Here is a 12,639-nt window from a genome sequence, read left to right as displayed (position 1 = left end):
GCGCGAACACCGCTCGTCTGGGTTTGAGTTTCACCCCTGAGTCGTGCACAATTGCCGCGCCTGGGGGAGTTCCCCTCGTTTGAAGAGATTTGGATAGGTATGGCGACCGACTACGACGCACCTCGCAAGACCGACGATGACGCAGAGTCCATCGAGGCGCTGAAGGAGCGAGTGCCGGATCGTCTCTCCGGCAGCGTTGACGCCGAGGACGCGGACAACCCCGGCAGCTTCGACCTCTCGGCTGCAGACCTCGCAGACGTCGAGCTCGAGACCGTGGTGATCCCGCCGCAGGCCGACGAGTTCACCTGCGTCGAGTGCTTCCTCGTCAAGCACCGCTCTCAGCTCGAGAAGAGCTCGGCACTCGGACCCGTGTGCCACGACTGCGCGACCGCCTGACGGACTGATCGCCAGCACGACCCACGAACGAAGCCGCATCCGACCGGATGCGGCTTCGTTCTTTTGTCTGCCCCAAGCAGGCGGCGGGTTGTTCAGCCGGCCTGTCGTCGCGCGCCCGCCCGGGCTTCGGTGATCGCGGAGGCGAGCTCCGAGGGCCTGCGCGTCGACACCAGCCAGTACGGAACCGGATCTGCCTCATCCGTGATCTCGATCGTGAGCGAGGTCGGAATCCATCCTCTGATGCACAGCCACGCGCGGAGGTCGAGCTCAGGACCGGCCGCCAGGCGGGCCTTCTCCCTGGTCGTATGGGGGATGCACTGGCCTGTGAAGCTCAGTGGGACGTGCGCCCCGGCGACGCGGACCTGGGTCGCCGTGACCTCGATGATGGGGGAGTACGCCAGGATCAGCGTCAAGAACGCCGCGTAGAGGGTGACCGCGATCGCGGCGCCGATCCAGACGTTGATGGGCGTGAAGACGAGGATGACGGCAGGCACCATGAGGAAGCCGACGGCGTAGACCCAGGCGGCGGGCCACAGGCGCTCGTGGAAAACTGGCATGGCGATATTGGATCACGCTTTGCCGGGCATCGCTGTCAGATCACGATCCGGTCACGCCTCAGCTAGGCTCGTACGGTGAGCTTTGTCATAGATGTGCCCGTCTCGGGCGTCCTCCCTGCGTTCGCCCAGCCAGGCGACGCCGGTGCCGACCTGACCGCCACGGAGGCGGTCACCCTGGCCCCTGGCCAGCGAGCTGTGGTCGGCACAGGCGTTCGACTCGCACTCCCAGAGGGGACCGTCGGCTTCGTGATGCCCCGGTCGGGCCTCGCGGCCAAGCACGGCATCACGCTCGTGAACGCCCCCGGCACCATCGACTCCGGGTATCGCGGTGAGATCAAGGTCATCCTGCTCAACACCGACGCGGCAGAGACATACGCCATCGCTGCGGGTGACCGCATCGCCCAGCTCGTCGTGATGCAGCTCGCGCCGGTGAACTTCATCCAGACCGAGCAGCTCTCCGCGTCACAGCGCGGCGAGGGCGGTTTCGGCTCCACCGGCTACGCATCTGACCAGGAGGCTCACCATGGGACTGTTTGATTTCCTCAAGAAGGAAGAAGAGAAGCCTGAGAAGGCCGACAAGCTCACCGTCGACGACGAGCTGCTCGACGACGACGAGCTCGAGGTCGAGCTCGACGACGACGACGAGCACGACGAGGAGGCGAAGTCCGCCCCCATCGATCGGGAGACTCGGGGTCCGTTCGACATCAGCGAGGCCAGCCCGGCGAAGCGATACGTGGACCTCGGCGCACTGCGGATCCCCGCCCGCGAGGGGCTCGGTCTTCGTCTCGAGGTCGAGGAGAAGACCAAGCGACTCGTCGCGGTCGCCCTCGACTACAAGGAATCGACGATGCAGATCCAGGCGTTCGCCGCCCCGCGGTCGACGGGCCTGTGGCATTCGATCATGGCTCAGCTCGCCGAGCAGGTGCGAAAGCAGGGTGGCACTGCAGAAGAGGTCGAGGGCATCCTCGGGCCGGTGCTGGACACCAAGATCCCAGTCGTCGTCAAGGGAGCCGCGTCCTCCCAGACGCGCTCGGCGCGCTTCTTCGGGGTCGATGGACCTCGCTGGTTCCTCCGCGGCGTGCTCACGGGGAAGGCGCTCCGCGATGAGGCGACGCGAGTCGAGCTGGTCGAGCTCTTCCGGAGCGTCGTCGTGGTGCGTGGAGACGCTCCGCTGCCGCCGCGCGAGCTCCTGACGCTCGTCGTGCCGAAGGCCATGGCCGACCCCACGTCGAAGACCGCCACGGAGGACGCCGCATCGGGGGCGGCAGACAAGGCATGACCATCCCCGACGGTGAGAGTCAGGACGCTCCACAGCCGGCATCTGACGCGCCGAACATGCGCAAGCTCGAGGAGGTCGCGAAGTCATCCTCCCTCGGGCGGCTCACCGAAGGTGGAATCAGCGGCGCGTCGCTGCTCGCGGCCATGGGCGGAATCCGGGGACTCATCGAGACCCTGCTGCCCGGCATCGTGTTCCTGGTCCTCTTCACGCTCGGAACCGAGCTCTGGGTCGCCGTCATCGCGCCCGCGGCTCTCGGCCTGCTGTTCATCCTCATCCGTGCGCTGCAGAAGGAGCCGGTAGTGCCGGCGATCTCGGGCCTCGTGGCATTGCTGATCTCCGGTGTCCTCGCCATGACCACCGGCCGGGGGGAGAACTTCTACCTCGTCGGGTTCTACACCAACGCCGCGTACGGAGCAGCGCTGCTCGTCTCGGTTCTCGTCCGCTGGCCCGTCATCGGGCTCGTCACGGGGCTCATCACCGGTCAGGGCTCCAGCTGGCGTCAGGACCGCTCGATGCTGCGGTGGATGTCCATCATCACGCTCGTCTGGGTCGGGTTCTTCGCGCTGCGCCTCGCCGTGCAGCTGCCGCTGTACTTCGCTGGCAACGTCGAGGCGCTCGGGTTGGCGAGGCTGCTCATGGGAACACCCATGTACGCGGTGGTCCTCGTCGTCACCGTGCTCTTCGTGCGCGCGCTGCTGAGCGCGTCACGGTCCCGAGCGCAGAGTGAAGCAGGTAAAGTATCTTGATGTCAAGATAAAAGCGTCTCGATCAACTCAGGATCACCTTCGAGGCAAGCCACGGCGAGACGCGAGATGATTGCTGGGCGCGGGCCGCGCACCCAGAGTTGCAAAGAAGGAGCCGAGACGTGACCGCAGTCAACAGCTTCGGGGCCAAGGACACGCTCAGTGTCGACGGCACCGAGTACGAGATCTTCCGCATCGACAAGGTTGAGGGCTTTGAGAAGCTCCCCTTCAGTCTCAAGGTTCTCCTCGAGAACCTCCTCCGCACCGAAGACGGTGCCAACGTGACCGCAGAGCAGATCCAGAAGCTCGGTTCGTGGGTGCCTTCGGCAGACCCCGACACCGAGATCCAGTTCTCGCCCGCCCGAGTCGTCCTCCAGGACTTCACCGGCGTTCCCTGCATCGTCGACCTCGCCACCATGCGCGAGGCCGTCACCCAGCTCGGCGGCGACCCCGAGAAGGTCAACCCGCTCGCTCCAGCCGAGCTCGTCATCGACCACTCGGTCATCGCCGACCTCTTCGGTCAGGCCGACGCGCTCGAGCGCAACGTCGAGATCGAGTACCAGCGCAACGGCGAGCGCTACCAGTTCCTCCGCTGGGGTCAGACGGCCTTCGAGGACTTCAAGGTCGTCCCCCCAGGAACCGGCATCGTCCACCAGGTCAACATCGAGTACCTGGCGCGCGTGACCTTCGTCCGCGAGGTCGGCGGCGTCCTGCAGGCCTACCCGGACACGCTGGTCGGCACCGACTCGCACACGACGATGGTCAACGGCCTCGGCGTGCTCGGCTGGGGCGTCGGCGGCATCGAGGCAGAGGCGGCCATGCTCGGCCAGCCCGTGTCGATGCTCATCCCCAAGGTCGTCGGCTTCAAGCTCAAGGGCCAGATCCCCATGGGCGTCACGGCGACCGACGTCGTCCTCACGATCACCGACCTGCTGCGCAAGCACGGCGTCGTCGGAAAGTTCGTCGAGTTCTACGGCGAGGGCGTCGGGGCGGTTCCGCTCGCCAACCGCGCCACCATCGGCAACATGAGCCCCGAGTTCGGCTCGACGGCCGCGATGTTCCCGATCGACGACGAGACCCTCAACTACCTGCGCCTCACGGGCCGCAGCGAGGAGCAGGTCAAGCTCGTCGAGGCGTACGCGAAGGAACAGCACCTCTGGCACGACCCGAGCAAGGAGCTGTCGTACTCCGAGTACCTCGAGCTCGACCTCTCGACGGTCGTACCATCGATCGCCGGACCGCGCCGCCCGCAGGACCGCATCGAGCTCTCGAAGGCCAAGGGCCAGTTCGGCGCCGACCTGACCGACTACACCGCCGAGGACTTCGGTCTCGTCGATGTCGCCGGTGAGGACAGCTTCCCGGCGTCCGACCCCGCGAAGCTCACGCCGTCCTCGCAGGACTCGGATGTCCGCGAGCGTCAGACGCCCCCCACGTTCTCGCACGAGCGCAAGCCCGTGCAGGTACAGGGCTCAGACGGCCAGAGCTACACGATCGACCACGGCTCCGTGGCCATCGCCGCCATCACGAGCTGCACGAACACCTCGAACCCCTCGGTCATGCTCGCAGCCGGTCTCCTCGCGAAGAAGGCGAGCGAGCGCGGACTCAAGGCGAAGCCGTGGGTCAAGACCACGCTCGCGCCCGGCTCCAAGGTCGTGACGAACTACTACGAGAAGGCCGGTCTGACCGACTCGCTCGAGGCGCTCGGCTTCTACACCGTCGGCTACGGCTGCACGACCTGCATCGGCAACTCGGGACCGCTGAACGAGGAGATCTCCGAAGCGATCAACGACAACGATCTCGCCGTCACCGCGGTCCTCTCCGGAAACCGCAACTTCGAGGGGCGCATCAACCCCGACGTGAAGATGAACTACCTGGCCTCCCCGCCGCTCGTCATCGCGTACGCGCTCGCAGGCACCATGGACTTCGACTTCGAGACCCAGCCGCTCGGTACGGACTCGGACGGCAAGGACGTCTTCCTGAGCGAGATCTGGCCATCCGCTGACGAGGTGCAGTCGACGATCGACACGTCGATCGACACCGACATGTTCACGCGCGAGTACGGTGCCGTGTTCGACGGCGACGAGCGCTGGCGCTCGCTGCCGACGCCGACTGGCGCCACGTTCGAGTGGGACGACCAGTCGACGTACGTGCGCAAGCCCCCGTACTTCGACGGCATGGTCATGGAGCTCACGCCGGTCACCGACATCAAGGGCGCCCGCGTCCTCGCGAAGCTGGGCGACTCGGTCACGACCGACCACATCAGCCCCGCTGGCTCGATCAAGGCCGACAGCCCGGCTGGCCGCTACCTGTCCGAGCACGGCGTCGACCGCAAGGACTTCAACTCCTACGGCTCTCGTCGCGGCAACCACGAGATCATGATCCGCGGCACCTTCGCGAACATCCGCCTCAAGAACCAGCTCCTCGACGGCGTCGAGGGCGGATACACCCGCGACTTCACCCAGGCAGACGGACCGCAGGCGTTCATCTATGACGCAGCACAGAACTACGCGGAGGCCGGCACACCCCTGGTCGTCCTCGGCGGCAAGGAGTACGGCTCCGGCTCGTCACGTGACTGGGCCGCCAAGGGCACGAGCCTCCTCGGCGTCCGCGCCGTGATCGTGGAGAGCTTCGAGCGCATCCACCGCTCGAACCTCATCGGCATGGGCGTCGTCCCGCTGCAGTTCCCCGCCGGTGAGACCTGGGCAACGCTCGGTCTCGACGGCACGGAGTCGATCTCCATCCAGGGCATCGAGCAGCTCAACGAGGGCTTCACGCCTAAGACGGTGCACGTGATCGCCGAGCCCACGTCCGACTCGCCAGAGGGCAAGCAGACGATTGAGTTCGACGCTGTCGTCCGCATCGACACCCCCGGTGAGGCCGACTACTACCGCAACGGCGGAATCCTGCAGTACGTGCTCCGCCAGCTCGCCGCGGCGTAGCCAGCAGCAGCACGGGAGGACCGAAGGGCGGAGCCGAGAGGCTCCGCCCTTCGGCGTTCTCCTACACGCTCTCCGTTCTCTGTCTCTGAGAACAACCGTGGTCCGCGCCCATCTGCGCTCGTTAGCGTTGGGGCGATTTCCGATTACGAAGGAGTTCCCCATGACGAATGAGACCCCCATCCGCACAGTCCTCAGCCCCGGCCGATACGTGCAGGGCAAGGGCGCGCTGGCGCGCCTCGGCGAGTTCGTCGCGCAGATCGGCCAGTCGCCCCTGCTCCTCACCGACGACTTCGTCTGGGACCTGCTCGGCGAGCGCCTCACGACCTCCTTCACCGGTGGGGACGCCGAGGTGCCGCGCGAGCGGTTCAACGGTGTCGCCTCGTCCGGTGAGATCGACCGCATCGTCGAGGTGATCACGCAGAGCGGCAGCGACGTCATCGTCGCCGTTGGCGGTGGCAGCACGATCGACGCCGCGAAGGCAGCCGGCTTCCTGGCGGGAATCCGCTGGGTGAGCGTGCCGACCGTCGCCTCCACCGACGCGCCGACCTCCGCGCTCGCCGTTGTCTACACCGAGTCGGGCGAGTTCGAGGAGTACCGCTTCTTCCCTCGCAACCCCGACCTCGTGCTCATCGACTCGCAGCTCGTCGCGGACGCTCCCGCTCGATTCCTCGTCGCGGGCTTCGGCGACGCCCTCGCCACCTGGCTCGAGGCGCGTGCCACCAGCCGCTCGAACTCGAAGACGATGGCAGGCGGACTCCCGACGCAGACCGGCACGGCGCTGGCGAAGCTCAGCTGGGACGTGCTCTGGGAGAACGCTCCGACCGCGCTCGACGCGGTGGAGGACGGCGTCGTGACGCCGGCACTCGACCGTGCCATCGAAGCGAACACCCTGCTCTCGGGACTCGGCTTCGAGTCGGGCGGCCTCGCCGCCGCGCACGCGATCCACAACGGCCTGACGGCAGCCCCGCAGACGCACGGCCTCCAGCACGGCGAGAAGGTCAACATCGGCTCCATCGCACAGCTCATCCTCGAGGGCGCACCCGAGGAGGAGATCCGCGACTTCATCGTCTTCACCACGAAGCTCGGGCTGCCGACGACTCTCACGGAGATCGGGCTCTCGACGGACGACAAGCACGAGCTCCGGCTCATCGCCGAGGCCGCGACGGTGCCGGGGGAGACCATCCACAACATGCCGTTCGCCGTGACCGCCGACGACGTGATCGCGGCCCTGACCTCGCTCGAGCGGTTCTCGCGGCGCATCCGTGCCGCGGCTGGCCTGCCGGAACCGGTCAAGTACCACGCCGCGCACTAGCCTCGATCGACGAAGGCGCCTCCCCACCCGAGACGGGCAGGGAGGCGCCTTCGATGTTGGCGGCCCGGGTCAGCGGGTGGCAGCCCCGCGGATGGGCGGCGTGTGGAAGGTGCCGCCGAACGCCCTCTCAGAGGCGCCGATCCGGTCGAGGTAAGGCGTGATGCCGCCAGCCTGGAAGGGGTACCCTGCGCCCAGGATGAGGCACAGATCGATGTCCTCAGGAGCGGCGACCACCTGCTCGTCGAGCATGCGCTTGATCTCGTCGGCGAGGCCGACCTCGACCCGCTCCGCGAACGACTCCGCGGTCATCGGGGTCTTGCCGCCCGCGACGATCTGCACGGCCTTCTTGTCGAAGCCCTTCTTCTTGCCCTTCCCGTCGCGGTCGTACAGCTTGCCGTAGTCGGCGAGCCTGTGCAGGTTCTCCGATTCGAAGAAGCGGTCAGGGAACGCGGCGTGGTGGGTGTCGAGGACGTGTGCTCCCACCTTCAGGCCAACGAGCTCGAGAAGCTCGAAGGGTGTCATGGGCAAGCCGATGCGGTCGAGCGCATGGTCGACCGTCTCGAAGGACGTCCCGGTGTCGACAGCGTTCATCGCCTCGCCGAGTACCTTCGCGAGGACTCGGTTCACGACGAAGCCTGGGGCGTCCCTCGTGATGACGGCGGTCTTCTTGAGGTTCTTGGCTGTTGCCATCGCCGTCGCGAGTGTCGCGTCGTCGGTGCTCTGCGTCTTCACCACCTCGATGAGGGGCATCTGTGCAACAGGGTTGAAGAAGTGGAAGCCGACCAGGCGCTCCGGGTGCTCGAGCTGCGCGCCGATCTGCGCGACCGACAGCGACGAGGTGTTCGTGGCGAGGACGGCCTCAGGTCCCACGATCTTCTCGAAGTCGGCGAAGACCTGCTGTTTCACGCCGAGTTCCTCGAAGACAGCCTCGATGACCCAGTCGCAGTCGGCGAACTCGCTCCTGTTCGTGGTTCCGTGCACGAGCCCGGTCAGGCGCCCGTATTCGTCTCCGTCGATCCGACCCTTCTCGTGCAGCTTCTCGAGTTCGCGACGCACCGCGGCGACGCCCGAGTCGACCCGTGCCTGGTCGAGGTCGGTTATGACGACGGGGACTTTGAGGCGGCGCACGAACAGCGTCGCGAACTGCGTCGCCATGAGCCCGGCGCCGATGACGCCGACCTTGTTGACCGGGCGCGCCAGTGCCTTGTCCGGCGCCCCCGCTGGACGCTTGGCGCGCTTCTGCACGAGGTTGAACGCGTAGATGGATGCCACGAACTGGTCGCCGGAGATGAGATCGGCGAGCGCTTCGTCCTCGGCCGCGAACCCCTTCTCCCGGTCGTCGCCCTTGGCGAGCTTGAGGAGGTCGAGAGCCCGGTACGGGGCAAGCGCGACCGTGCCGAGCTTCTCCTCCAGCGTCCGCCGCGCGACCCCGAGTGCGAGGTCCCACTTCGCGAGTCGCTCGAGACGTCCCGGCGCGTGGGGGCGCTTGACCTCGATATCCCCGGTGATGACCTTGTCGGCCCACGCGAGCGAGTCCTCGAGGAAGTTGAGGCTCGGGAAGATCGCGTCCGCGATGCCGAGCTCGGCGACCTGGGGCCCCTTGAGCATCCGGTTCTGCTTCAGCGGATTCTCGATGATGACCTTGAGCGCGTTCTCGATGCCGATGAGGTTCGGCAGGATGCTGGCGCCTCCCCAGCCCGGCACCAGGCCGAGGAAGGTCTCGGGGAGCGCGAAGGCCGGAACCGTGGCGTCGACCGTGCGGTAGTCGGAGTTCAGGCCGATCTCGACCCCGCCGCCGAGCGCGAGTCCGTTGTAGAACGTGAAGCTGGGCACGCCGAGCCTGCCGAGTGAGCCGAGCACCTCGTGGCCGAGTTGCGCGAGCTGCAGGGCAACCTCACGGCTGGGGATCGAGCCGACGTTGGAGAGGTCGGCACCCGCGGCGAAGTTGAAGCGCTTGCCGGTGATGGCGACCGCGTCGATGTCGTGCGACGATGCTCGCGCCCGGAGACGCGAGAGCACCTCCCCGAGCTCGGCGAGCGTCTCGGGCCCGAGCGTGTTCGGCCGCGTGTAGTCGTGGCCGTTGTCGAGCGTGATGAGCGCCAGCGTTCGGCCGCTCGGCAGGGTGACGTCGCGGACAAGCGAGTGCGTCACGACCTCGTCGGTGCTCATGGCGAGCAGGGGAGCGTAGCGTGCTCGGAGATCAGTTGCCATGGTGATCAGCGTCCCTTCTTGCCGAAGCCTCGGCGTGCGTGCGACTTGCCGTTCCAGTTGGGGTTCTCCCAGATGACGGTGCCGCCCTGTCCGAGGCCGACGCACATGGCGGTCAGGCCGAAGCGGACCTCTGGATGCTCTTCGAACTGCTTCGCGAGCTGGGTCATCAGGCGGACGCCGGATGAGGCGAGCGGGTGGCCGATCGCGATGGCGCCGCCGTACGGGTTCACCGATGGGTCGTCGTCATCGATGCCGTAGTGGTCGAGGAAGGACAGCACCTGCACGGCGAATGCCTCGTTCAACTCGAAGAGACCGATGTCGTCGATGGTCATGCCGGCCCGGGCGAGGGCCTTCTCCGTCGAGGGCACGGGTCCGAGGCCCATGACCTCGGGCTGGACGCCGGCGAACGCGAACGTGACCATGCGCATCTTGGGCTTGAGAGAGAACTCCTTGGCGGCGGCGCTCGATGCGATGATCGCGGCGGTCGCGCCGTCGTTCAGGCCGCTGGCGTTCCCAGCGGTCACTCGACCGTGCGGGCGGAAGGGCGTCTTCAGAGTGGAGAGCGTCTCCATGTTCGTCTCGGGCCGCAGCGTCTCGTCTCGAGTCGCGAGTCCCCAGCCAGCCTCGGACTCGATCGCCACGGGGATGAGGTCGGGCTGCAGCTGGCCGTTGTCGTACGCGGCGGCGGCCTTCTGCTGGCTGCGCATGGCGTAGCGGTCGCTGCGCTCGCGCGTGAGCTGCGGGAAGCGGTCGTGCAGGCGCTCTGCGGTCTTGCCCATGTTGAGGGCGTCACCGCTCACGAGCTGCTCGGCGACGAACCTCGGGTTCGGGTCGGCCCCGATGCCGAGCGGGTGCCGGCCCATGTGCTCGACGCCGCCGGCGATCGTGACGTCGTAGGCGCCGAAGCCGACGCCGGAGCCCATGGTCGTGACCGCCGTCATGGCGCCGGCGCACATCCGGTCGATGGCGAGACCCGGAACCGTGTTCGGGAGACCGGCGAGGATGGCGGTCGAGCGACCGAGGGTCAGGCCCTGGTCACCCTGCTGCGTGGTCGCCGCGATGGCGACGTCGTCGTAGCGGTCGTGTGGGATCTGCGGGTTCCGGTCGAGGAGCCCCTTGATCGCCTTGACGGCGAGGTCATCCGCACGGGTCTTCCAGTACATGCCCTTCTCGCCAGCACGTCCGAAGGGGGTCCGAACGCCGTCGATGAACAACACTTCTCGATTGGCCACACTGCCTCCAAGCATCTATTGACTCGGTCATCCTATGGATGCCCGCCTGATGGGAGGCCAATGCCTCGTGCGAAGCTACGAAGCCTCTCCGTCCGGAGCGGAAGTCAATTGGTCAGCTCCTACAAAAGCGGCGGCGATTCCCTGTGCGACCTCGCTGGTCTGCCACGGTCGAGCGCCCAGCTCGCGCAGGTGCTCGGCAACCGCGTCTGCCGAGATCGGCTGGCGCGGGTTCCAGGCCGCGCGCCTGAGCAGCTCGGGTGTCAGCAGGTTCTCGACCGGCATGTGGAGCTGCTCGGCGTGGGCCACGAGGAACTCACGAGCGAGCTTGAGGCGGCGGTCTGCCTCAGGGGCCCGCTGCTCCCACTGGCGGTGGTGCGGCATGCGGTCCGGGTCGCGCGGCGCCTGCGGTGGCAGCTCGTCCGTCGTGAGTCCGCGCTCGACGGCGCCCCACCAGCGATCGAGTTGCGTTCGGGATGCCCGCCCCGTGAACTCCTTCAGTCGCGCCAGCTCGCCACGCGTCCGGGGCATCGCCGTCGCAACGGCGGCAAGTGCGCGATCCGGGAAGAGGCGCCCAGGCGCGGTGTCGGAGCTTCTCGCCATCTCATCGCGCGAGAGCCAGAGCTCCCTCGCCACTGCAAGAGCCCGTGGACTGCGGAGCCGGCTGATGCCGCCGATCCGACGCCAGGCGTCTGGCTTCTTCACTCCCAGCTCACGCTGCAGGATATCGGCGAACTCTTCGCGAGCCGCTTCCAGCTTCCCGGCATCCACGAGCTCCTGCTGCAGCTGGTCACGGACGTCGATCAGCAGTTCCACGTCGAGCGCCGCGTAGGCGAGCCAGGTCTCGGGAAGCGGCCTCGTCGACCAGTCTGCCGCGGAGTGCGCCTTCTCGAGTGAGATGCCGAGGAGGCGCTCGATGACGGCGCCGAGCCCGACTCGCTCGTAGCCGAGCAGTCGCGCCGCGAGCTCCGTGTCGAAGATGAGCGTCGGGTCCAGCTCGAGTTCGCGCAGGCAGGGCAGGTCCTGGGTAGCCGCGTGGAAGATCCACTCCTCCTCGCCGATGATCTCCTGCAGGCGAGCAAGCGACCCCGTCGCGATCGGGTCGATCAGCAGCGTGCCGCTTCCGCGACGGAACAGCTGAACGAGGTAGGCACGCTCTGAGTACCGATACCCGGACGCGCGCTCGGCGTCCAGGGCGACCGGTCCTGTTCCAGCGACGAGCCTGTCGAGTCCCGCCCGCAGCTGGTCCTCTGTCTCGATCACGTCGAGTCCGCCTGCCTTCAGGCGGTCCGCGTCAAGCCCCATCTTTGGCCTTTCGAAGGTGCCGCAGGACCTGGACGCCGTCGTCTGCCTCGGCTTCGGGCGGCATGCCGGCGAGCAGGCACAGCAGCTCGCCCCACGCTTCGGCGTGAGCCGCGAGGTCGGTCTCGCGGGGTGTCCAGGATGCGCGCAGCTCGATCTGAGCGCCCTCTCCCTGGTCTTCGAGCTCACCGAAACCGCGACCGTTGATCGTCGTCGCCGTTCCGGAGGGATGCTCGAAGGCGGCGCCCCTGGATTCGAGGGCATCCATGAGCCAGGACCACGCGACAGGCGCGAGGAAGGGGTCGACGCCGATCTCGGGCTCCAGCGGCGCCTGTGCGAAGCAGACGACGCGGAACGCTCCGCGCCAGGCTTCCGGCTCGCTCTCGTCGTGGAGCAGGATGAACCTGCCGGTGCCGAGCTCTGAATGGCTGGCGTGGGCAGTTGGTCGCACGTCTCCGGAGAGAGCGAGCGATTCGGGGGCCAGGTTCGCTGGGGGACGGATCTCGCTCACCGTGAGGGCAGAGCGGAACTCGGCCGCACGGACCGCCTCTACGGCGGCCTCGAACTCCGGGGCAGATCGATGCAACGGGACAACCACGCGACGAGACTAGGCCTGGCCTCCAGCAACGCAGATCAGGCGCGCCGTAAGCGGCGCGCCAGCCGTTCGGCGT

11 protein-coding genes are annotated in these 12,639 nt (G+C 67.4%); 6 read left to right on the top strand and 5 right to left on the bottom strand.

Annotated features, from left to right (window positions below):
- The first annotated feature begins 99 nt into the window (after positions 1 to 99).
- Positions 100 to 396, top strand: a complete 297-nt coding sequence (locus tag ABVF28_RS02975; RefSeq protein WP_104312021.1) for a DUF4193 domain-containing protein — start codon at positions 100 to 102, stop codon at positions 394 to 396.
- 92 nt (positions 397 to 488) lie between these two features.
- Here the strand turns inward: ABVF28_RS02975 and ABVF28_RS02970 are convergent, their stop codons facing one another.
- Positions 489 to 953, bottom strand: a complete 465-nt coding sequence (locus tag ABVF28_RS02970; RefSeq protein ID WP_179556654.1) for a DUF3093 domain-containing protein — start codon at positions 951 to 953, stop codon at positions 489 to 491.
- 75 nt (positions 954 to 1,028) lie between these two features.
- On the opposite strand from ABVF28_RS02970, the gene dut reads away from it, so the two are divergent.
- The 5 genes from dut (at position 1,029) to ABVF28_RS02945 (ending at position 7,226) form a co-directional block, all read left to right on the top strand.
- Positions 1,029 to 1,490, top strand: a complete 462-nt coding sequence (gene dut / locus ABVF28_RS02965; RefSeq protein ID WP_179556655.1) for a dUTP diphosphatase — start codon at positions 1,029 to 1,031, stop codon at positions 1,488 to 1,490.
- Positions 1,477 to 2,232: a DUF3710 domain-containing protein gene (locus ABVF28_RS02960; RefSeq protein ID WP_179556656.1), complete on the top strand. Its 756-nt coding sequence runs from the start codon at positions 1,477 to 1,479 to the stop codon at positions 2,230 to 2,232. Before dut ends, ABVF28_RS02960 begins: the two co-directional genes overlap by 14 nt.
- Positions 2,229 to 2,978: a DUF3159 domain-containing protein gene (locus ABVF28_RS02955; protein WP_371029432.1), complete on the top strand. Its 750-nt coding sequence runs from the start codon at positions 2,229 to 2,231 to the stop codon at positions 2,976 to 2,978. The genes ABVF28_RS02960 and ABVF28_RS02955 overlap by 4 nt, the downstream gene beginning before the upstream one ends.
- 119 nt (positions 2,979 to 3,097) lie before the next feature.
- The gene (gene acnA, locus ABVF28_RS02950; RefSeq protein WP_371029431.1) at positions 3,098 to 5,914 is read left to right on the top strand and encodes an aconitate hydratase AcnA; all 2,817 of its coding nucleotides are present in this window, start codon (positions 3,098 to 3,100) and stop codon (positions 5,912 to 5,914) included.
- Between the two features lie 160 nt (positions 5,915 to 6,074).
- Entirely contained in the window at positions 6,075 to 7,226 is a 1,152-nt protein-coding gene (locus ABVF28_RS02945) for a glycerol dehydrogenase (RefSeq protein WP_371029430.1), read from the top strand.
- Between the two features lie 69 nt (positions 7,227 to 7,295).
- Here ABVF28_RS02945 and ABVF28_RS02940 read toward each other — a convergent pair whose 3' ends face one another.
- The 4 genes from ABVF28_RS02940 to ABVF28_RS02925 form a co-directional block, all read right to left on the bottom strand.
- Entirely contained in the window at positions 7,296 to 9,437 is a 2,142-nt protein-coding gene (locus ABVF28_RS02940) for a 3-hydroxyacyl-CoA dehydrogenase NAD-binding domain-containing protein (protein ID WP_371029429.1), read from the bottom strand.
- A gap of 5 nt (positions 9,438 to 9,442) precedes the next feature.
- A complete protein-coding gene (locus ABVF28_RS02935; protein ID WP_258068137.1) occupies positions 9,443 to 10,669 on the bottom strand; it encodes an acetyl-CoA C-acyltransferase in 1,227 nt (408 codons plus the stop codon).
- 75 nt (positions 10,670 to 10,744) lie between these two features.
- Positions 10,745 to 11,971 (bottom strand): ribonuclease D, encoded by a 1,227-nt coding sequence (locus ABVF28_RS02930; protein ID WP_371029428.1) that lies wholly within the window; start codon positions 11,969 to 11,971, stop codon positions 10,745 to 10,747.
- Complete coding sequence (locus ABVF28_RS02925; RefSeq protein ID WP_371029427.1) at positions 11,961 to 12,566, bottom strand: DUF3000 domain-containing protein; 606 nt, start codon at positions 12,564 to 12,566, stop codon at positions 11,961 to 11,963. Before ABVF28_RS02925 ends, ABVF28_RS02930 begins: the two co-directional genes overlap by 11 nt.
- Positions 12,567 to 12,639: the final 73 nt, after the last annotated feature.

This window comes from Pseudoclavibacter sp. JSM 162008 (assembly GCF_041366455.1).
Lineage (GTDB): Bacteria > Actinomycetota > Actinomycetes > Actinomycetales > Microbacteriaceae > Pseudoclavibacter.
Note: the sequence above shows the minus strand (reverse complement) of the source record. Positions and strands in the feature narration are given on the sequence as shown.